The sequence below is a fragment of the Bacillus sp. 17RED48 genome (assembly GCF_019837545.1).
GTDB classification, from domain to species: domain Bacteria; phylum Bacillota; class Bacilli; order Bacillales; family Bacillaceae_G; genus Bacillus_A; species Bacillus_A wiedmannii.
In genome coordinates, this window is sequence record NZ_JADAXG010000002.1 from 103,553 (window position 1) to 124,892 (window position 21,340).

Genomic DNA, 21,340 nt, shown 5'->3' on the forward strand with positions numbered 1-21,340 from the left:
TATTGTTCAAATCTATATATTATATACGATAAATTCCTATTAGAATTTATAAAATAAATGCAAAAAATGCTTGTTGCCCTACGCATTGTTCTTGTGGAATATTGAAATACACGTAGTATAAGCAATCTTTTTTCTCGAATCATATAGGTCGAACTTGCTTCTTAGACTCCAAACTTTTCAGTACTAATGGGACTGAACAAACAAACCGAATACTTCTATTCACTTAAAAATTAAAAAGCCTTTTCAAAATTTGAAAAGGCTTTTTGCTCATTATTACACCATTTATTTATTCCCCCAAAAATGGATAGTCTCGTAAATCGCGCCCACCCAGAATTGTACAGGTCTGTTGAAACACTCCTTGAATGCTAAAAGTCGCTCTTTCATTGGAAAAATCGGGATTGGGATCGCACACCATGAGACCATTTCGACCATCCACTTCCTGCGAATAAAATTTTCCGTACCTCCCACATCAAATCCGTGAACTGCTAAATATTGAGCCAAGGGCCACCCAAGATAACCATCAATGTCTGCAATTAAAACTCTCATAGTTTCATATAACCTTCTTATATCTTGGTTCTTTTAGTAACACTTATCCCAAAGGCTGTAAAATATGGGTGATTAACTAATACTAATCTATTAAAATTCATAAAAAAGTTTCGAATTTGAACAAAAAAGATGTTAGGTAATACCCCCATACGAAAATCAAAAGAATTATGATTTAAACAGTAACAAGAGTGGGAGTCATATATCCCGCTCTTGTTACTTTTAGAAACTTTAATTGACTACTTTCATTCTTCACCCCCTTCGTAAAAAAACAATTATTCATAGAACTAAAAAAGAGTTACATTATGTACCTCTTTCAAACAATCACTCGCTTTACAAAAACATTTAATTTAGGCTTCTATCTGGAGTACCTTAACATCGCCATCAACTTAACGAAATTAAATACTCTTAAAACAAAAAAATGCGCTATTCTTTATGTAGAATCTTAGAAAAAAATAGCGTTTTTGGGTAGATATTTCAGATGAATTACAGCTTTTTTCTTAACAACTCAAGCGGCACCTATTACTCCAAGCTCTTCAAAAGCTTGCAAGAGAAGCCGTGTTTACAAAACTTAAGAATAGGTATCAATCTCAGAAATTAGTAGCACTTTGTGTATGGCTGAGTCAAAAGTCGCTAGTACATCTTTAACACAGTTATGTAGTCGCTTAGAAGCTTATACGAGAGTGCCCATGAGTCCAGAAGGACTTAATAAATAATACAATACGCGAGCTGTAAAATTTCTTCAACATCATTATATATAAAATTTGTATATGTCTCAAAGTTTTTTAATAACCTTTCTAAAGGTATTACTAACTAAAAAATTCATTGTAACCTCATATTTACAACTTATTCTTTTCATTAATCACATACCTTTTATAATCTGAACCTATTAGATAAAATAGTTACATACCCCCTCCTTTTTATACATATGTTCCACCTATACACAACACTTTTGTTTGAACTGATTTATAATAATAGTCAAACAAATACAATCCATTTAATCCTTTATATATCATGGGTTAAGAGGGTTATAGGAAGTGTATTTATTATTGTTTGTCCATTCTCATCCATATAAAATAATTAATTTCATTTTATAACTCCCTATCTGTATTCCAGTGTTACTTTCATTGTCTATCTGTTTAGAGGCGATGATAAAACAACAATCTTATTTATCATTCGCGGTTTGTCTCGCAAATGGGAGACCTATAATATTATACGCTTATTCTTTATGGCTTCACAATAGAAACTCTTCATTTAACTCTTACATTCACATGCTCATAATTAAAAAGACGTCCCAAAAAATCAGAAGCCTTCTTGCTTACATTTATGAAATTGTGCAGATAATATGCAGATATAAATAAGCATAAGTACTCTCCATATGAACATATGATGAAATGAATGATAGGACAGGGAGGTATCATAATGTTCGCTTACACATTAACCGCCTTAACACTTTGTTGTATCTCGATTCTTATTACATCATATATATCTAAACTCAAGGGTACCCTAATGGAGTATATGGTATTTATTATGTCTTTTAGTATGAGTACGGGTTTAAGTATCGGTTTTTATTTAGGTATTCTTTTTAAAGGTGAATTACTATATTCTACTTTGCTTGCGATTTTGATTAGTAGTTGTATCGGTTTTTTAGTCGGTCTACGGTTTCACCTATTTACTGCTTTAGAAGGAATGTTCTCTGGATTAATGGCAAGTATGATGGGAGCAATGATTACAGAAATGTTAAACGCTCAACAAGCTCATAGTATACTGTTTATTAGTCTTTTACTTACGATAACAATAACTATGTCATGTATGATTCAACTTTTATCAGAAACTTTTTCTACTTTTATTCAACGGCGTTTTTTGTTATTACTATCAATTAGTGTGGTAATTATCGTTGCCGTATTCGTGACATTCCCAGATCATACTCCCCCACCTTCGTCCGGGCATGATCAACATATAATACATTGACATTTGGAATATAATTGAAGATGCTTTTCGAGGAAATATCGCGGTTTAAAATGAACAAAATAAAAAGACGCTCAAACTTGAGCGTCTTTCCCGATCATTATTTCGTAACAACTTCATCTTCTTTTACATTCACATTATTTTCTCTCATAAACGCTTCAATCTCTTCCACTTCTCTAATAATATCTTTTGACAAGTTTTCATGTCCGTCTTTCGTTACAAGAATATCATCTTCAATACGAATTCCAATTGATTCTTCTTCAATATAAAGACCAGGTTCAATTGTTATTACCATACCTTCTTCTAACACTCTATCTTTATATGTTCCTACATCATGCGTATCTAAACCAAGGAAATGGCTAACACCATGATAATAGTATTTTGATAACTCTTCGTCTTCTTGAATTAAGCCAATTTCTTTACACTCTTCTGCTAGTACCTTTTTTGTATGCTCATTTAATGCAGCAAACTTTACTCCTGGCTTAATGAGTTCCGTTGTTTCTTTCAATGCTTTTAATACAATATTATACATTTGTTTTTGGCGACTAGAGAATGTTCCATTTGCCGGGAATGTATAACTAATATCAGCGTTATAGTAGTCTTTTTGAGCGCCTAAATCTAGCAGTACTAAATCACCATTTTGAATTTGTGCATCATTGTCTTCATAATGAAGAACTGTAGCATTTTTTCCACTTGCCAAAATTGTATTGAATGCATGATGCTTAATGCCAGATGATTTCAGTGTGAAATCAAACTGAGCTTCTAATTCATACTCCATCATGTCAGCTATTGCATGCTTAAGTACGTTGTAAATGCCCTCTTTCGTTACAGAAATTGCTTCTTTAATAATTTCAACTTCTTCTTCTGTTTTAAACACTCGTAATTCACAAATATTCGGATATACATTACCAATTAAAACGTGTGGATACTGTTCTCTTACATGTTTAGCAAAAGCATGCGTTTTGGTCTCCGTACCATTCCACTCACGACGCTCTAAATCTAAATATAGATGCTTCACATTTTCTGTAAAAAGTATATTTGAAATTGTCTTTTCAAAGCTATCTAAATATACAACTTTCTTTATACCTGAAATTTTCTCTGCTTCTTTGTTAGAAACTGTTTTACCGACCCATTTTTCCATGACTGGATCCGATTTTTCAATGAACAGTGTTTCTTCAACACTATTTCCAAACTTCTTCAACATGAAAATAACATTTGGTTCCTCGATTCCTGTTACATAGTAAAAATTTCGATTCGGCACAAATTTATAATGTGCATCCGCTGACATATGAGGTGCTTGTCCAGCAAATAAAATAGTAATAGATTCATCTGGTAATGTGTTTACTAATCGTTCTCTATTTTGAGCAAAAAATGTTGATTTCATAATATTCCCCCTAGCGTTCTATGTATACTGGTAAATCTAATTACCCAATACAATTCATTCTATTATTGTTATAATTTTTCGTCAATTAATAGTACTCATAGTGAAAGGAAATTTTTCATTACTAGGGCCACTTACAATCGAAATTATGCATACCACTCCACAATTTCTTGACATTTATTCCATATACTTAAAATCTCATATATAGGAAAGGAGCTACTACTTTGAAACATTATGTAGCAACAAGATTAGCAATTACTTCTTTATTGTTCATTACAGGATGTTCTAGCAACGCCGAAACAGCACCAGTGAAGAAAGACACGGTGCAATCTCAGCCAAAACATACAGAAACAGCAAATACAATTCCGCAAAACTTCTATAAGGAAACTACATTTGGAAAAATCGAGCACATTCACGGAATTGGCTATGCAGGAAATATGCCTGGGGTTTCTATCGCCACTCATAGCGGGATAAAAGTTTATCAAAATGGAAAATGGCTTGAAACTAAGACTGAGCTACATGATTATATGGGGTTTCAGGCAACGAAGAACGGATTCTTTGCCAGCGGCCATCCTGAACCAGGTGCAAATTTAAAAAATCCTTTAGGATTAATGAAAAGTTCTGATGGCGGTAATACCCTCGAGAAGCTAGCGTTTTATGGAGAATCTGATTTTCACAACCTTGCTGTTGGATATAATACGGAAGCAATTTATTTATACAATGAGCGTCCAAATTCTAAATTACAACAAGGTTTTTATTTCAGTACGAACAACGGACAAGATTGGAAAAATAGTAAGTTAAAAGGTCTTTCAAGTACAATTCATTCCTTTTCCGTACACCCTGATCAATCTAGTGTAGTCGCGGTAAGTGCTAAAGATGGTGTTTACTTATCTACAGATTACGGAAATACATTTGAACTATTGTCTACATCACTTGAATCGACAGCAGTTACATTAAGTAATGAAGATGTTTTTTACGCCCCTATCAATAAGCAAATGATAACGAAGAAATCAATTGCTACAAATGAAGAAACAAACATACAAACTCCATCTTTAGATTCTAAAGATACAATTATGTACATATCACAAAACCCTCAAAATTCAGCTGAAATAGTATTTGCTACAATGAAAGCAAATGTGTTCATTTCTACAGATGAGGGTAAAACGTGGAAGCAGATTACGAAAGAGGGAGCATTCCAATTTAATTAGAAAGGTGAATATAACGTGTTTTCAACAATTAGTGAATGGAGCTACCAACTCATGTCTCCTTTAATGGATGTCGCGAATGCTACGAAATCAGTACCTCTTTTATTTGCATTTTTATTTGGCGTAGTAGGTACCCTTGCTCCTTGCCAATTAACAGGAAACATAAGCGCTATTACACTTTATGGCAATCAATCTTTACAAAAGGGACATGCATGGAAACATATATTGTTATTCATTTCAGGAAAAATAATAGCTTTTACAACGCTTGGACTATTCGTATGGTTCTTAGGAAAAGAGTTTCAGCAAATATTAACTTTGTACTTCCCGTGGTTACGAAAAATAATTGGACCTTTATTAATTTTAATGGGGTTAATGTTGGCAGGTATTATAAAGAGCAGAAATTTCTTCTCGATCAAATTTATACGAAAACAAAGTGAAGTCAGCTCATTTTTACTTGGATTTTTCTTTTCGTTAGCTTTCTGTCCAACTATGTTCGTTCTATTTTTCGGAACGTTAATCCCTTTATCTTTATCATCTAATTATGGGTACTTGTTTCCGACATTCTTTTCAATAGGAACTGCTCTACCAATCGTTGTCCTTATGTTCATCATCTTCTACCTCGGATTAAACGGAGCATTATTGAAAAAGAGCCGAAAAATAGGGAAAATTATTCAGCTTATAACCGGTGTTCTTCTGATATTCATCGGACTTTATGATACTACTCTTTATTGGTAATATATACAAAAGGTAAGCTTCAGTGAAATGAGCTTACCTTTTGTATCATTTTTTCTTTTGTTGTAGTTGATTTAGTAAATTCTTAACAAATTCTAAGAACAGCGGATCATTCTCTTTTTTAGGTGACCATTGCATAATAAGTTGTCGTGGAATTTTAATTTCTATCGGTTGCACGATAAAGTCATGAATGATTTGTTTATGCAGTCCTGATAACGGAACGATTGTTATACCGTTAACTTGTAAAGTAAGTGCTAATGCCGAGCTAATTGACTCTGACTCCATCACTTTATTAACTGTTATTTCATTTTTCATCAAATATGGTTCAAGTACTTCTTTACAACCAGAAAGCGGCATAATAAAAGGATAATTTTTCAACTCTTTAATAGTAAGGTTAGGTGGAATAGTCTTTGAAGAAACCATAACATAAGGATCTTCACCAATAACTTCATAATGAAATCCTGGTATTAAATTTTCTTTTATAGAAATAGAAAAATCAGCACTTCCAGAAGACAGCCAATCTAATACTTCTTGATAGCTTCCTTCTCGAACTGCAAGCACGTACTGACTTTGATCAATATTACCTAGTTGGATACACTCCGCCAAACAATATACAGTAACGGAAGGATACGTAGCTAGTACAATCTTATACAAGCTTCTATTTTTTAATTGTAAAACTGTTTCTTCAAGGTTTTCATACTCCATTAGAAGTCGATCTACACAAACTAAAAATTCCTTTCCATTTTCAGTTAACATCGTTCCTTGTCTAGAGCGATCAAATAAAGTTAAAGCATATCGTTTCTCTAATTTGTTTATGATATGAGTTATAGCGGGCTGTGTCATATGTAATTCTTTCGCTGCTAAACTAATGCTGTTCAACCGAGCCACATTTTTAAAAACTTTAAAATCAAAAACGTTCATTCTGTTCTCCTTATATAAAAGATATTTATATCATCTATAAATATCCTTCATTATATTTATCAAACCACTTCAGATACACTAATTATACACCATCAATATTACGAAAAAATAAAGCATATAAACATTAGAGGAGTGTTGATTAAATGAGTACTTACATTTTAATACATGGAGCATGGCAAGGTGAATGGGCATGGGAATTAGTAAAACCTCAACTAAAGGCTTTCGGACATACAGTTGTTACACTAGACTTACCTGGAAGTGGAAAAGATATGACTCCATCACAAAATATAACGCTAGATTCTTATGTTAATGCAGTAACAGCTACTATAAATCAACAAAATGAAAAAGTTATTCTTGTTGGACATAGTATGGGTGGAATTGTAATTACGCAAACAGCTGAACTTATACCAAATAAAATCGATAAATTAGTATATCTTTGCGCATTCTTACCACAAAACGGAGAAAGTCTTGGTAGTAAATTAGATGGTGAAGCTGGTCCACAATTCTCAATTAATGAGAATGACATGACTGCAGAACTTATACCAGAGTTGACTGAACAAACATTTTTAAATGCTACAAAAAATGCAGCTATTAAAGAATCTTCTTTCAAACAAATGCGTCCTCAGCCACTAGGACCGTTTCAACAAGAGCTAAAAATTTCTGAAGAAAACTTCGGAACTATAGATCGCATTTATATTGAAACAACTCTAGATAGAGCGATTCCAATTGATTTTCAGCGCCGAATGAATACAGAAACTCCTTGCGCGAAGGTTATTACTTTAGAAGCTGATCATTCACCGTTCTTCTCTAAAACATCAGAACTTGTTAGTCACTTACATGAATTAAGCTAAGCTTTATATTTTCCTTGTAGACACCCACTTACTGTAATACGGGTGTCTACTTTTCTTTTACCCTTCTTGACATATTCATATAAAAAAGTTAAAATAACTATAAATTAGTAAGTAACTAATTTAATTTAAAATTAGAGGTGAAAGAAATGAAAAACATTTTATTCCGTATTAACGAATTATCAAAAAAAGAAAAAGCATCTGGATTAACAGTTGATGAAAAACAAGAACAACAAATATTGCGTCAAAACTATACAAAAACATTTCGTGGAAGCTTAGATTCCATTTTATTAAACACAAAAATTGTTGATCAACATGGTCTTAACGTTACACCAGCCGCATTACAAGATGCTCAAATACGTTTAAAATTAAGCAAATGAAATCAAAGCTAAACAAACAATCGTATAAAACATAAAAAGAGCCGGAATTCCTATTTAGAAATTCCAGCTCTTTTTATTGTTTTTTCTAATTTAACATATAAACGATACATCGCAATTCTCCACGATACAATCATCGCAAATGCGAGCAAGAAAAACATTCCGCTTAACTCTGCTAAATCAATTGATTGACTTAAATATGATTTTAACGCTACTCGTACAGCCAATAACCCGACTAAAATAAATATGAATGCTTTTGACGGTTTCATATATATATGTTCGCTTCTTATTTCAAACTTAGTTGTTTTAATAAGAAATATAGAGAAAATAAGTCCTATACTAATCGCCTCTACTATTTCTAACGATGTTAATCGAAACTCCGGCAAGAAGTACATCATTGCGCCGGTACTCATAAAAATTGGCGGTAATATAATTTTCTTTTTCGTTACCGGTTTTTTCGCTGCTTTAAAGCGAAGAAACATTACTCCAACAGCCATACAAACCGCTATAATACTTGATAAAAGTGCTATCATATTCTCCACTCCTATCTATTTAAATGACTTTTTGAGCAAAATCATAAACCAAACGAACCCGATACTTATAATAACATGACCTAATCCAGCCATATGGCTTAAACCGTTAAAGTCAGTTCCATTTACTTGTAGTAGACCTCTCCATAGCATTGTAGCAATAGTAAAAATTAATCCTACATTATAAACAACAAACCATGCACGAAAGCTCTTTGTTTCTTGTACATGAAACACTTTACATAAAGCTAAAGCAATTAAAAAGAATACGAAACCGAGCACTAATACATGTGTATGCACCAATTGCAACATTGTGGATCCTTTAATTCCTTGTGCTTTCGTATACTCTCTTGCAAATACTCCTGATAATAAACCGATAATTAAGTAAATGAATGCTGCATTATATAATCTCTTCATTTTATTCCTCCTGCTGTAAACTTTCTATATTCACTGCAATCATTTTACGCAAAGTTTATGAATGGAATATGAACAAAATATTACATTCAATTTTTGAAAATAAAAAAGCCATTCCACAATTAATAATTGCGGAATGGCTTTTCAACTTATTTTAAATCTTCTATTGAGAAAGCACCTGGAAGTAATTGCTCAACAGTTACTTCTTTTTCATCACCTTTTACATTCGTTAGTAATACAGGCATTGTCGGTTCACAGAACTCAGCAATTACTTGTCTACAAGCACCACATGGTGAAATTGGTCCGTCCGTTTCGCCTGTAATAACTAAGTAACTAAAATCGCGCTCCCCTTCTGATACTGCTTTAAAGATCGCTGTTCTTTCTGCACAGTTACATAAACCGTAAGAAGCATTTTCTATATTACAACCAGTATAGATTTTACCTTCTTTCGTAACTAATGCTGCACCAACAGGAAATTTCGAATACGGAATATATGCTTTTGCTAACATCTTATTTGCTTCTTCGATATATTTTTTCTTATCCATATTATTTCCTCCTCAAAGTAAATGTAATGATGATTAATCAGTAATAACTGTATGAACTAATTTAGGAGCCACTGCTGTTTCAGCGATAGAAATGTTTTCATAAATTTTAGCTTTTACATCTTCTACATTTTCGCGATTTGCATAAATCGTTACGAACGGCTCGCCTTCTTTTACTGCATCGCCCACTTTTTTACGTAACATTAATCCTACCGCTAAATCGATTTCATCTTCTTTTGTTGCACGACCAGCACCAAGTAACATAGCAGCGATACCGATTTCATCTGCAACAATGTTAGAAATAACACCTGAAGTTTTTGCAGGTACATCAATTACATACTTAGCTTGTGGCATTTTTTCTGGATTGTCTACAATCGAGCTGTCTCCGCCTTGGTTGCTTAAGAACTCTTTAAATTTCTCAGTTGCTTTTCCATTTTTCATAACTTCAATTAACATTTCACGAGCTTCTTCTAATGTACTTGCTTTTTTCGCAAGTACAACCATTTGGCTACCTAATACGAGTACTAATTCTGTTAAATCTTCTGGACCTTCACCTTTTAAAGTATCAATCGCTTCTTTCACTTCTAGAGCGTTACCAATCGCAAAGCCAAGAGGTTGTGACATATCTGAAATAACAGCCATCGTTTGACGTCCTACGTTATTTCCGATACGTACCATTGCATGTGCTAATTCTTTTGCATCTTCTTCTGTTTTCATAAATGCGCCAGCACCTGTTTTTACATCAAGTACGATCGCATCAGCACCAGCTGCTATTTTTTTACTCATAATTGAACTTGCGATTAAAGGAATCGAGTTTACTGTTCCTGTTACATCACGAAGTGCATAGATTTTTTTATCTGCAGGTGTTAAGTTTCCTGTTTGTCCAATAACAGCAACTTTGTCACGGTTTACAATATCAATGAACTGCTCTTTCGTAATTTCAACGTGGAATCCTTCTACCGCTTCTAATTTATCAATTGTTCCGCCTGTATGTCCTAAACCACGACCAGACATTTTTGCTACTGGTACATCTAAAGCAGCTACTAATGGTCCTAATACTAATGTTGTTGTATCACCAACACCGCCAGTTGAATGTTTGTCTACTTTAATTCCTTCAATTGCTGATAAGTCGATTGTTTCTCCAGACTCCACCATTGCCATCGTTAAATCTGCACGTTCACGATCTGTCATATCTTTAAAGAAGATTGCCATTGCAAGTGCACTCACTTGATAATCAGGAATACTTCCGTCTGTATATCCATTAATAAAGAATTTGATTTCTTCAGTCGTTAATTCTTTGCCATCACGTTTTTTTGCAATAATATCTACCATTCTCATTACAATCACCATTCCTTTTTATATGATATGAATCTATTAAAATAATAAGCCAACGATTGTTGCTGATAAGAAACTTACTAATGTTGCACCGAAAAGTAATTTCAAACCAAATCTTGCGACTACATTCCCTTGCTTTTCATTTAAGCTCTTAACTGCCCCTGCAATAATTCCAATTGAAGAGAAGTTTGCAAATGAAACTAAGAATACAGATATAATCGCTGTCGTTCTATCTGAGAAATTAAAGTTGCCTTGTGCTAAATCTGTCATAGCGACAAATTCATTTGATACTAATTTTGTTGCCATAATATTTCCGGCATTAACTGCTTCATGCCAAGGTACACCCATAATAAATGCAAATGGTGCAAATACATAACCAAGAATTTCTTGGAATGAAATACCGATTACACCTTTAAATACTGCATTAATGAATGCGATAAGTGCAACGAAACCGACTAACATAGCTGCTACTGTAATCGCAACTTTAAATCCGTCTATAATATATTCTCCTAATACTTCAAAGAAAGTCTTTTTCTCTTCTTCTTGTACTTCTAACATATCTTCTTCTTCAGTAACTTCATACGGATTAATGATAGAAGCGATAATAAAACCACCGAATAAGTTAAGCACTAAAGCGGTTACAACATATTGTGGTTTTAATAACACCATATACGATCCAACGATAGACATTGAAACGGTAGACATTGCAGATGCACATAATGTATACATTCTTTTCTCTGGCAATAAGCCTAATTGTTTCTTAACTGAAATAAACACTTCAGATTGTCCTAAAATTGCAGAAGCAACAGCGTTATATGATTCTAATTTCCCCATTCCATTTACTTTACTTAATGCTAGACCGATAGATTTCACAATAATAGGTAATACTTTAATATGTTGCAAAATACCTATTAAAGCTGATATAAATACGATCGGCATTAATACACTTAAAAAGAACGAAAACTCTTTTTGATTTACTAATCCACCAAATACAAAATTCACACCGTCAGCGGCATATTTTAATAGCTCTCCAAAACCATCTGCTATTCCGCTAATTAATACATTCCCTACACTTGTATTTAATAATAAAAACCCCAAAATGAATTGTAATATAACCATCGTTATGATTGGGCGATATTTGACTTTCTTTCTATTATTACTAGCAAGCCAAGCGATACCTAAAATCAATACGAGGCCAAAAATACCAATTAAGTATTTCATAAGCCGTCTCCTCCCATTCGTATCCGCTTACATTCTTTTCAATTGTTAGAGCAATAGATACACTTTATTTTGTGTATCTATTGCTTTTGACTTCATTAATGATTAGTAGTTATCTGTAGCACCTTTTGCATCATTTAATACGATTGCAACACTAGCACTTGCTCCAACGCGAGAAGCTCCAGCAGCTACCATGTTGTCTGCATCTTCACGTGTACGAACGCCACCAGATGCTTTTACACCAACGTTTGGTCCTACTGTTTTACGCATTAATGCGATATCTTCAGCAGTTGCTCCGCCAGTTGAGAATCCAGTTGAAGTTTTTACGAAGTCAGCACCAGCTTTTACTGATAATTCACAAGCGCGTACTTTCTCTTCATCTGTTAATAGGCAAGTTTCAATGATTACTTTTACAAGAGCTTTTCCTTTTGCTGCTTGTACTACTTCATAAATATCTTTTTCAACGAACTCATTGTCACCGTCTTTTAAAGCGCCTACGTTGATTACCATGTCAACTTCAGTTGCACCTTTTGCGATAGCATCTTTTGTTTCGAAAGCTTTTGTTTCAGTCGTGCTTGCTCCTAATGGGAAACCGATTACAGTACAAACATCTACACCATGTCCAGCTAATTCTTCAGCAGCTAGCTTTACCCATGTAGGATTAATACAAACAGAAGCGAATTTATATTCCTTTGCTTCTTCGATTACTTTCATAACATCTTCTTTTGTAGTATTAGCTTTTAAAATTGTATGGTCAATTAACTTTGCAATATTCATTATCTTCACTCCTCATATCTTTTAACAACTTCATTCTAACTCTTAGTTGAACAAATGTAAATATACTTTTGAAATTTTGTTCATTCTTTTTTAGAAGGAATCTCTTGTAGTAAATAAAGCGCATTCTAACTAAGAAACACTTCATATATAAAATGAAAACTTTTATATTAACAATGGTAGTATGTATCTCAATATCCATAATTATTTTTAAAAAGGCAATTTGTATTCAAAAACACTCCCATAATTCATACATAGTAAAATAAAAGCCTTTTATTTCTAATCTTTTTGATAATGTAACAATTCCTTCGCTGTATGCTGATCTATAATTAATACATTTGCATACCCGCCACGTAACGCACCATCAATTGCTTTTATTTTTCTATTACCACCAGCAACTAAAATAGAGCGTTTCTTTAATTTCAGTTCTTCTAGCTCAATTCCAATGGTCCGCTGATTAATTTCTTCACTACTAATATTTCCGTCCCCATCAAAGAATCGTGAACAAATGTCACCGACCGATTGTTTTTTGAGTAAACTCGTTTCATCCTTATCGAAATAACCTAATCGGAATAATAGTGCTTCGTCTCTCACTGTTCCTACAGTGAAAATAGCAATATTCGCTTGTTTTCCCATTTCGATAATGTGATGAATATGTCGATCCTGCTCTACTAATTCTTTTGTCACTGCATTATCAAATATAACTGGAAGGGGTAGATTTCTTGGCGTCGTTTGAAAAGCATCTGCAAATAAAGCAATAGTCTCATTCGCATATGTATTTACACTTGAATGACTAATACCACCTTTTAACTGAACAACTTCTACACCTTTTACATGTTGTGGTACAATTTTTCTAGCGATTTCATACATCGTCATTCCCCAGCTTACACCAACGATATCACCATTTTTAACCGTCTTTCCCATATACTCAGCTGCATATTTACTAATATACTCTGTAATCGTTGCATATTCTGGCACTGGAGAAAATACGACATGTGCCTCTAACAAGTTGTACTTTTCTTTTAGTAAATTCCCAACGTTATCTAAATCAGCAAATGGATCGGCTATACTAATTTGAACAAATCCTTTTTCTTTCGCGTACTTTAATAGTCTAGAGATAGTCGGCCTTGAAATATTTAATTTGTTAGCAATTTCTTGCTGACTATAATCTGACTGATAATATAACCTTGCAACTTCAACGCTTAATTGTTGTTTATCTTTATCCATAGCAACTCGTTACATATCCTTTCCTGTATTTCCTTTTCGTTACAAGCATTATACAGCTTTATGCAAGAAATTTCGACTACCGAATTTTATCCGCCTATACTGCTACTTCACTTAATGTATGCAATGACACTTTAATCAATGGTTTTTTGTCCATCCCCCTACCGATTATCAGCCCGACCCTCATAATGTAAGATTTTTTCTTATAAAGCAAACCGGTCAGGTTATTGAGGAACTTATTTTTTAAGTTCAAATTAGATACGTGTGTAAAATTTGTATGAAGGTATGAAATCAATTGTAAAATGGTAGTTTTAGAATAAGTAAATAAGAGAAATAACCACTATTGATTATTTCTCTTTTCATATACATATTTATTTTTTGAAAAACAACCTCACTCCAAATACTAATAATACTGCGCCCGTAATACCCTCTATTGTACGGTTCACTCTTTCTTTTCTTAGAAAAGTTCTTAATTGACGTATGAGTGAGATATAAAGTAAATACCATATTGCTGTCAAAGTCGTAAATGTGACTCCTAATAAAAGAAATTGAAGGAAATGATTTTGATTACTCACAATAAATTGGGGTAAAAAACTAAGGAAAAACACAGCAGTTTTTGGGTTTAAAATTGCCGTAGTAAATCCTTGTCTAAAGCTTTTAATTGCTCCAATATCCTTAGAGTCCATTTCTACTGAACCTGACATAGCTTCTTTTTTATATAAGGCACTTTTAATTGACTTTACAGCTAAGTAAATTAAATAAAAAGCCCCAGCATATTTTATAAATGTAAATAACATAGCAAATTTCATTAGGATGGCAGAGAGTCCTAGCGTGGCCATTATTGTATGAATCATCATTCCAGATATCGTTCCTAAAACAGTCTTTATCCCACCATTTTTACCATGCGAGATAGTGTTTTTTGTAACTAGTGCAAAACCAGGACCAGGCATTATTATGATTAACAGTGCTGTAAGGATGAATAACAAATAATTTTCCATGTTCTAGTATTTCCTTTCCAATTTTTAGTTTTGCTTACAGTATAACTTTTTTCATTAAAACATTACATATAAAAAGCTTGATCAGAAGTTTATCTAGGGTATTAGTATCGATTTGATTAAACATTACCCTAAAACTATATGAATAAAAAACATGACAAATTTAAATATCAAATTACAAGTCCAACTCTCACAAAAAACAGGATAAAAAATAAACAGCGGAACTAGTCCACTGTTTACTTCGCCACACCTTCATGTAATTTTTCTGTATAATCTTTTACGTCTTTCCAGCTATCTTTTGCTGTATATAAGTCTTCTTTTATGAAGGTAAATTCTTCAGGGCTGATTTCTTTAACATTTTGCAGTAAATTATTATATTTTGCCCCTACTGTATACCATTGATTTGATATATTTTGCAGTGCTGTAATTGCTGCATCAATTGTTTCAGTCATGTTTGTTGTTTTATTTTTTACATCTGTCAAAATTGCGACTTCTGCTTGTGCGCCAGAAATTCTATCCTTTAAATTGGCTATTTCTCTTTCTGCATTTGCGATATCTTTTTTCGCAATCGCAATCATCGGTCCACCTGCAAGACATGTAATTAGTGCTACGCAAAGTACGCCACCAGCAATGACCATATCATTACTCTTTTTGATTGAATCGTTATATGTATTGATTTGTTGCTCTAGAGCTGGGATACCAGCATTCGTACTTGCTAATATCGCTGTTAATTGATTTGTATCCTCTTTAAAACTATTTGTGTCTTTCGCCATTCTATCGCGAAAAGCTTTCAAATCCCTTAATAATACATCTACCTCATTTTGATTCTTTACAATATCCGCATACAACTTTTCTAAATCCGCTTTTAACTTTACGCTATCCTTTTGATCAATCGCTATTAGCATGCTATTATAATACGCTTGAAAAGTATTATTGTAATTAATAACATTTTGATCTGTTTTCATAATTTGAGGCTTCATATAATTTAACCAATACGCCGCGTTAATTTTTGCATCTCTTTGGTGCTGAATCATATTTCCTTTAAACTCACTATTAATGGAACTTATTTTACTCAAATCAGTCTCTTGCTGATTTTGAATTAATTTTGCATATGAATCCATTGCAAATATGCTCGATGTCGTTTGCGCCATAACATCTTGGAATCCAGCTGGTCCGAGAGAATAGTTTTTCGCATTTTCTTGTAGCACCTTTGCATTTGGTTCTGCTGCAAAAGGATGTAAAGGGAATGCGTTACTCGTTGCCACCCCAGCAATCATTAACGTTAAAAGACATTTTTTATAAAATCTTTTCTGCATTTTTTTCACCTATTTTCTTTATAAGGGGATAAAAAGCTCCTGCTCACAACTGAACAGGAGCTTCAAACCCTTCATCAATACGTAACGCTCTAACGCTTCGTATTTGATTAAGATTTTTTCGTATCTACTACTTTAATATCTTCAGCATAAATCTTTTCTGCATAGTCTTTAATGTTTTTCCAGCTATCTTTCGCAATGTTTAAATCTTCTTTAATGAAAACAAGGTCATTCGGACTAATTGAATCTACATTTTGAAGTAAAGAATTGTATTTTGATCCCATTGTGTACCATTGGTTTGAAATGTTTTGCAACGCTGTAATTGCAGTATCAATTGTATTTGTTAAATACTCCGTTTGTGTTTTAATGTTCGTTAACCCAGCTACTTCTAATTGAGCAGTTGTAACTTGTCCTGTTATTTTTTGAATTTCAGCTTGTGCATTATCAAGCTCTTTCTTCGCTAATACGATTCCAGCTGTACCACCACCTACAGCTGCTGCACCACCTGCAATTAATGCGACTCCTAGCGGCGTTCCTGCACCTGTAGCAATAACTACTGCACCACCGATAATTGCAATTGGGCCTAGTGCTGTTGCAACAGATGAACCGATAATAATTGCATTATATTTACTAATTGCTTCATTGTACGTTGTAATTTGATTTTGCAGAAGCGGAATTCCAGCATCTTGACTAGCTAAAATAGATGTAATTTGATTTGCATCACCTTTGAAGTTTTGCGTATCGGACGTCATTTTGTTTCGGAATTTTTTTAAGTCTTCTACTAACTGATCTACTTGCGCTTTATTTTCATTAATACTACTTGATAATCTAGTTAACCCTTTCGTAAGAGTCGCTTTATCCTTCGCATCTACCGCAGCGACTAAAGTATCATAATAGTTTTGGAATTTCGTATTGTAGTTAATGATATTTTGATTCGTTGAAATAAGCTGTGGCTTTAATACATCTAACCATTGCTTCGCATTTCCTCTAGCTGTATCTTGGTGCTGAATTACTTTCCCTTTTAAAGCCGCATCAACAGACGATACATTACCAAAGTTAACATTCCCTTGTTTAATAATTGTTAAAGCGTACAGATCCATTACTAAAGCGTTTGAACCCGTTCTTTCCATTGCATCTTTTAAGCCTTCTGGTCCTAATGAATATTCTTCATAGTCATTATAAGCTTTTGCTACCGCATGAATTGGAGCTTGTTTCACTGTACTTTCAGCTGCATACGTATGCGCCGGCATAATGTTCCCTGCTGCAAATACTGCCATAAGTGCTGATAGAGCCATTACTTTATAAGGTTTTTTTGTCATTTTTCTTCTCTCCCTATATCGCTAATTATTTTTCTGCTTAATGTACTTCAACGTTTGTAACGTAATCTTCAAATTGATTCGTTTGTTTATTCATTTCATCACTTACTTTTTTAATTTGGTTGAAATGTTTTTGAAGTAAACTACTGTCTGTATATGTGCCTTCTTCAACATTCTTTTGAATTTGGATCATATTATTGTTTAAAACTTTCCAATCCGTTAATAACGTTTCTAGAGTTGTAATTTGACGATCGATTAGTTCTGTAAAGCTACTTACTTGATCTTCAACGAATGTAATTTGTGTTGCCTCTGCTTCAGTTTGTGATAACTTTTGAATAAGTGGTAATAGCTCTTTTTGCTTTTGCTGAATGCGAAGAGCCGCTTCTCTCGTTTGGCTATCTGCAGCATTTACAATTTCATTACTTAAAGTACCGATAGAAACGAAATCAATTGTTTTCGTTTGCGCAGTTTGATTTGTAATTGTAAATACTTGTTTACCGATATTAATAGAACCTTTAATAATTTCTTGAGGTCTATTCAAAATAGTCGTTAATTCCGCTTGAATTTCCCCTTGAATTCTTTTAATATCTTCTCTTAACTTCACAATATCTCCACTTGATCCTTGTAGTGTTTTTATTGCTTCATCAGCTTTAAGTGATAAGTTGCTACTATCTTTGTCTAATACCGTTTTAAATCGATTTAATTCTAATAAGTCTTGCTCCATACTCTCTTGGATGCTTTGTACTTGCAATTGTAATTTTCCATATGCATTTGTAAAATCTGCTTTTGCTTGTTCATCTTCATTTACGTTTCCTGCTAGTTCATAGAGCTTACTATAATAACTATTAAATCTAGTACTATATCTCATCATCTCTTGATTTAAGTCGATTAGCTTCGGATTATATTCATCAATCCACTCTCGTACATTTGCCTTTGCAAACTTTTGATGATTTGTTAAGCTACTCATAGCATTTACCTTAATGTCTGGCTGTTGTAAAATAACTAATCCGTATGCTTGTATAAGTGGTGACTGTGATCCTAACATCCTAATTGAATTGGATAATGTATTTGGAGCAATTACATTTTGTGCATATACTGTTTTCACTTCTGTTTGCCCCTCCTTAGCGTAAGCGCTTACAGGAATAAAACAACTCGTAGATACTGCTGTAACCAATAACCCTGTAATTAAAGTCTTTTTCACTTTAACTCCTCCTATGTATTAGCAACTATTACTATCGCATTTTATTATTCTATTTTCTTGCACGTAATTTGAGATGGTTAAAATAGAGAACGTTCTTACCGTGATTCATATACGAACCATCTCTCCCAACTTTTATTGCTACAGTACTCACTTATCGTTCTAAAACATTTCATATGTGATTAGTATGAATAACATTGTATAAAATTTCTATTTCATAGCCATTTCCACATTCACACAGTGAATATATTACATAAAAATATTATTCATTTTAAGCTAAATAACGTACGCAAATATGAAATTTCGTTTTGTTTTCATGTAAGTTTTGTACTGTAAGGTCATTTAAACACAGCTATTTATCTATCGTAAAGAAGTATTTTCATTCCCTTTATTTTCAAGCTTTCCTGTCCTTATTTCAAAATATAATCCACTTCACTTTTTCAATTGAAATATCCATATATCACAACAAAAACTCCTACTTACTTATAGATATAAAAATTATATCAATATATCTTTTAGGTTCATATGCAATTATGCATAGCGTATACACAAAAAGGATAGCTTCACTTTCGTAAAGCTATCCTTAAAAAATCTTCTTACTTTTTCAAATGATATGGAACTGTTGTAATAACAACATTTCTTTTATAGAGTAAATACGCACGAATGAGTAAACTAGACTGATTATGAAGAATGTTATGCCAACCTTTTTTCGGAATGAACTGTGGTATAACGACAGTAACTCGGTAATTTGATTCACTCGCTTTATATTGCACTGTATCAATAAACTTTGTTAGCGGTTGAATAATACTTCTATAGTGAGAATGTAAGGTAACAAGTCTTACTTCAGGTTGCCACTTCTTCCATTTCTCTTCAAATTTCTTTTCCTCTTCTCTGTCAAAAGCAACATATACAGCGATAACTTGATCTGCAGAAAGAGCCTTCGCATAGTTCAATGAATTTTCCACCACATGAGTCATGCCCGCTACAGGAACGACAATTACATTTCCCTCAATTGGAACAAGTGGTTCACAAGTTTTTAAACTCAATTGATCGCCCACTGCATCGTAATGCTTCTTAATTCTATGGAACAAGAAGATGATGGCAGGTAAGAAAATAAGGATTGACCAAACTTGTGCAAATTTAGTTAAAAAGAACATGCTCATTACGATAAAACTAATAACTGCACCAATTAAATTAACCGTTAATCTCAAAGCCCATCCTTCAGGTTTTTCACGAAGCCATTTTAATACCATACCCGTTTGAGAAAGTGTAAATGGAATAAATACACCTACTGCATATAACGGGATTAAATGTTCTGTTTGCCCTTGGAAAGCTACAATTAAAATAATCGAAGCTATCCCAAGTATAATAATACCGTTTGAGTAACCTAGGCGGTCTCCTCTAATCGTAAACATTCTCGGTATAAATTTGTCTTTTGCAAGGTTAACTGCTAATAGTGGAAATGCAGAATAACCTGTATTAGCAGCAAGAATTAATATTAAAGCAGTTGTACCTTGTATGAAATAGTACATGAAATTACGTCCAAAAGTTTGTTCAGCAATTTGTGAAACAACTGTTACTTCCTTACTTGGATTAATTCCGTAATAATAAGCTAAAAAGACAATTCCTGAAAATAAAACGGCAAGTAATGCACCCATTGCAAGCAATGTTTTCGCTGCATTGTTAGGTGCAGGATCCTTAAAGTTTGGAATTGCGTTAGAGATTGCCTCAACACCTGTTAAAGCCGAACTACCCGATGCAAATGCTCGTAGCAGTAAGAACAAACTAATTCCCGCAACCGGCGTTCCAATCGGCGTGTGTAAAGTCGGTGAAACGTGACCAGTTAAAATATTGTATATCCCTACCCCAATTAATATAAATAGTGCTAGAACGAATAAATAAACCGGATATGCTAAAACGGAAGCTGATTCCGTTACCCCTCTTAAATTTAAAATAGTAATCAATATAACAAATATAATCGCAATGATTACATTATGTGCATGTAAACTTGGAAAAGCTGATGTGAGCGCATCTGTACCTGCGGACACACTTACTGCAACAGTTAAAATATAATCGACTAATAAAGATCCTCCAGCTATTAACCCTGGATTCATCCCTAAATTTTCTTTTGATACAACATACGCGCCTCCGCCATGAGGATAAGCAAAAATAATTTGACGATAAGATAAAATAAGGGCTGTCAATAACACTAATACCCCAACAGCGATTGGAATTGAATACCAATAAGCAATCGCTCCAAGACCTGCTAAAGCAATTAAAATTTGCTCTGGTCCGTATGCAACCGATGACAATGCGTCAGAAGATAAAATGGCTAACGCCTTCGTTTTATTAAGCTTTTGCTCTCCTAACTCAGTTGATTTTAACGGTCTTCCAATTAAAAACCTTTTAATAGATGAAACCAATGCTGTCCACTCTCCAATAATTTTGTACGAACGATTCTGCTAGTTACAGCGGATAAACAATTTCTTCAGAAAACAAAAATGTCTAC

19 protein-coding genes and 1 pseudogene are annotated in these 21,340 nt (G+C 33.5%); 6 read left to right on the forward strand and 14 right to left on the reverse strand.

Annotated features, from left to right (window positions below):
- Positions 1-1,017: 1,017 nt before the first annotated feature.
- A pseudogene (locus ILT06_RS33260) lies at positions 1,018-1,256 on the forward strand (IS4 family transposase); the annotation flags it as partial.
- A gap of 709 nt (positions 1,257-1,965) precedes the next feature.
- Complete coding sequence (locus tag ILT06_RS07190) at positions 1,966-2,514, forward strand: hypothetical protein (RefSeq protein ID WP_088048519.1); 549 nt, start codon at positions 1,966-1,968, stop codon at positions 2,512-2,514.
- Between the two features lie 97 nt (positions 2,515-2,611).
- Here the strand turns inward: ILT06_RS07190 and ILT06_RS07195 are convergent, their stop codons facing one another.
- A complete protein-coding gene (locus ILT06_RS07195) occupies positions 2,612-3,895 on the reverse strand; it encodes an aminopeptidase P family protein (protein WP_064476396.1) in 1,284 nt (427 codons plus the stop codon).
- A 221-nt stretch (positions 3,896-4,116) separates the two neighbouring features.
- Here ILT06_RS07195 and ILT06_RS07200 point away from each other — a divergent pair, with 221 nt between their 5' ends.
- Positions 4,117-5,100, forward strand: coding sequence for a F510_1955 family glycosylhydrolase (locus ILT06_RS07200; protein WP_064476397.1), 984 nt, complete (start codon positions 4,117-4,119; stop codon positions 5,098-5,100).
- A 15-nt stretch (positions 5,101-5,115) separates the two neighbouring features.
- Positions 5,116-5,832, forward strand: coding sequence for an urease accessory protein UreH domain-containing protein (locus ILT06_RS07205; RefSeq protein ID WP_222654983.1), 717 nt, complete (start codon positions 5,116-5,118; stop codon positions 5,830-5,832).
- A 45-nt stretch (positions 5,833-5,877) separates the two neighbouring features.
- Here ILT06_RS07205 and ILT06_RS07210 read toward each other — a convergent pair whose 3' ends face one another.
- The gene (locus tag ILT06_RS07210; protein WP_064476398.1) at positions 5,878-6,750 is read right to left on the reverse strand and encodes a LysR family transcriptional regulator; all 873 of its coding nucleotides are present in this window, start codon (positions 6,748-6,750) and stop codon (positions 5,878-5,880) included.
- A 143-nt stretch (positions 6,751-6,893) separates the two neighbouring features.
- On the opposite strand from ILT06_RS07210, the gene ILT06_RS07215 reads away from it, so the two are divergent.
- A complete protein-coding gene (locus ILT06_RS07215) occupies positions 6,894-7,601 on the forward strand; it encodes an alpha/beta fold hydrolase (protein WP_064476399.1) in 708 nt (235 codons plus the stop codon).
- A 146-nt stretch (positions 7,602-7,747) separates the two neighbouring features.
- Positions 7,748-7,978: a DUF896 domain-containing protein gene (locus tag ILT06_RS07220; protein ID WP_064476400.1), complete on the forward strand. Its 231-nt coding sequence runs from the start codon at positions 7,748-7,750 to the stop codon at positions 7,976-7,978.
- 50 nt (positions 7,979-8,028) lie between these two features.
- Here ILT06_RS07220 and ILT06_RS07225 read toward each other — a convergent pair whose 3' ends face one another.
- The 12 genes from ILT06_RS07225 to ILT06_RS07280 form a co-directional block, all read right to left on the reverse strand.
- A complete protein-coding gene (locus ILT06_RS07225; protein ID WP_064476401.1) occupies positions 8,029-8,508 on the reverse strand; it encodes a CcdC family protein in 480 nt (159 codons plus the stop codon).
- A 15-nt stretch (positions 8,509-8,523) separates the two neighbouring features.
- Entirely contained in the window at positions 8,524-8,919 is a 396-nt protein-coding gene (locus ILT06_RS07230) for a DUF2871 domain-containing protein (RefSeq protein WP_064476402.1), read from the reverse strand.
- A gap of 146 nt (positions 8,920-9,065) precedes the next feature.
- The gene (locus ILT06_RS07235; protein ID WP_064476403.1) at positions 9,066-9,461 is read right to left on the reverse strand and encodes a cytidine deaminase; all 396 of its coding nucleotides are present in this window, start codon (positions 9,459-9,461) and stop codon (positions 9,066-9,068) included.
- A 33-nt stretch (positions 9,462-9,494) separates the two neighbouring features.
- The gene (locus tag ILT06_RS07240) at positions 9,495-10,796 is read right to left on the reverse strand and encodes a pyrimidine-nucleoside phosphorylase (protein WP_064476404.1); all 1,302 of its coding nucleotides are present in this window, start codon (positions 10,794-10,796) and stop codon (positions 9,495-9,497) included.
- Positions 10,797-10,832: 36 nt separating this feature from the next.
- Positions 10,833-12,014 (reverse strand): NupC/NupG family nucleoside CNT transporter, encoded by a 1,182-nt coding sequence (locus ILT06_RS07245; RefSeq protein ID WP_064476405.1) that lies wholly within the window; start codon positions 12,012-12,014, stop codon positions 10,833-10,835.
- Between the two features lie 102 nt (positions 12,015-12,116).
- Positions 12,117-12,788, reverse strand: coding sequence for a deoxyribose-phosphate aldolase (deoC, locus tag ILT06_RS07250; protein WP_088048516.1), 672 nt, complete (start codon positions 12,786-12,788; stop codon positions 12,117-12,119).
- 276 nt (positions 12,789-13,064) lie between these two features.
- Entirely contained in the window at positions 13,065-14,012 is a 948-nt protein-coding gene (locus ILT06_RS07255) for a DNA-binding transcriptional repressor DeoR (RefSeq protein ID WP_064476407.1), read from the reverse strand.
- A gap of 368 nt (positions 14,013-14,380) precedes the next feature.
- The gene (locus ILT06_RS07260) at positions 14,381-15,007 is read right to left on the reverse strand and encodes a LysE family translocator (RefSeq protein ID WP_222654984.1); all 627 of its coding nucleotides are present in this window, start codon (positions 15,005-15,007) and stop codon (positions 14,381-14,383) included.
- A 233-nt stretch (positions 15,008-15,240) separates the two neighbouring features.
- The gene (gene nheC, locus ILT06_RS07265) at positions 15,241-16,320 is read right to left on the reverse strand and encodes a non-hemolytic enterotoxin NHE subunit C (RefSeq protein ID WP_064476409.1); all 1,080 of its coding nucleotides are present in this window, start codon (positions 16,318-16,320) and stop codon (positions 15,241-15,243) included.
- 107 nt (positions 16,321-16,427) lie between these two features.
- Positions 16,428-17,636 carry a non-hemolytic enterotoxin NHE subunit B gene (gene nheB, locus ILT06_RS07270; RefSeq protein WP_064476410.1) on the reverse strand — a complete coding sequence of 403 codons (1,209 nt, stop codon included), beginning with the start codon at positions 17,634-17,636 and terminating at the stop codon, positions 16,428-16,430.
- A 37-nt stretch (positions 17,637-17,673) separates the two neighbouring features.
- Positions 17,674-18,834 (reverse strand): non-hemolytic enterotoxin NHE subunit A, encoded by a 1,161-nt coding sequence (gene nheA, locus ILT06_RS07275; RefSeq protein WP_046959101.1) that lies wholly within the window; start codon positions 18,832-18,834, stop codon positions 17,674-17,676.
- Positions 18,835-19,427: 593 nt separating this feature from the next.
- A complete protein-coding gene (locus ILT06_RS07280) occupies positions 19,428-21,254 on the reverse strand; it encodes an APC family permease (protein WP_000254869.1) in 1,827 nt (608 codons plus the stop codon).
- Positions 21,255-21,340: the final 86 nt, after the last annotated feature.

Excerpts from the sequence above, each read along its gene's own strand:
- ILT06_RS07190 (WP_088048519.1), top strand. The coding sequence starts at position 1,966 with ATGTTCGCTTACACATTAACCGCCTTAACACTTTGTTGTATCTCGATT.
- deoC (WP_088048516.1), bottom strand. The coding sequence starts at position 12,788 with ATGAATATTGCAAAGTTAATTGACCATACAATTTTAAAAGCTAATACT.
- ILT06_RS07255 (WP_064476407.1), bottom strand. The coding sequence starts at position 14,012 with ATGGATAAAGATAAACAACAATTAAGCGTTGAAGTTGCAAGGTTATAT.
- ILT06_RS07235 (WP_064476403.1), bottom strand. The coding sequence starts at position 9,461 with ATGGATAAGAAAAAATATATCGAAGAAGCAAATAAGATGTTAGCAAAA.
- ILT06_RS07225 (WP_064476401.1), bottom strand. The coding sequence starts at position 8,508 with ATGATAGCACTTTTATCAAGTATTATAGCGGTTTGTATGGCTGTTGGA.
- ILT06_RS07245 (WP_064476405.1), bottom strand. The coding sequence starts at position 12,014 with ATGAAATACTTAATTGGTATTTTTGGCCTCGTATTGATTTTAGGTATC.
- ILT06_RS07260 (WP_222654984.1), bottom strand. The coding sequence starts at position 15,007 with ATGGAAAATTATTTGTTATTCATCCTTACAGCACTGTTAATCATAATA.
- ILT06_RS07220 (WP_064476400.1), top strand. The coding sequence starts at position 7,748 with ATGAAAAACATTTTATTCCGTATTAACGAATTATCAAAAAAAGAAAAA.
- ILT06_RS07195 (WP_064476396.1), bottom strand. The coding sequence starts at position 3,895 with ATGAAATCAACATTTTTTGCTCAAAATAGAGAACGATTAGTAAACACA.
- ILT06_RS07215 (WP_064476399.1), top strand. The coding sequence starts at position 6,894 with ATGAGTACTTACATTTTAATACATGGAGCATGGCAAGGTGAATGGGCA.
- nheC (WP_064476409.1), bottom strand. The coding sequence starts at position 16,320 with ATGCAGAAAAGATTTTATAAAAAATGTCTTTTAACGTTAATGATTGCT.
- nheB (WP_064476410.1), bottom strand. The coding sequence starts at position 17,636 with ATGACAAAAAAACCTTATAAAGTAATGGCTCTATCAGCACTTATGGCA.
- ILT06_RS07240 (WP_064476404.1), bottom strand. The coding sequence starts at position 10,796 with ATGAGAATGGTAGATATTATTGCAAAAAAACGTGATGGCAAAGAATTA.
- ILT06_RS07230 (WP_064476402.1), bottom strand. The coding sequence starts at position 8,919 with ATGAAGAGATTATATAATGCAGCATTCATTTACTTAATTATCGGTTTA.
- ILT06_RS07210 (WP_064476398.1), bottom strand. The coding sequence starts at position 6,750 with ATGAACGTTTTTGATTTTAAAGTTTTTAAAAATGTGGCTCGGTTGAAC.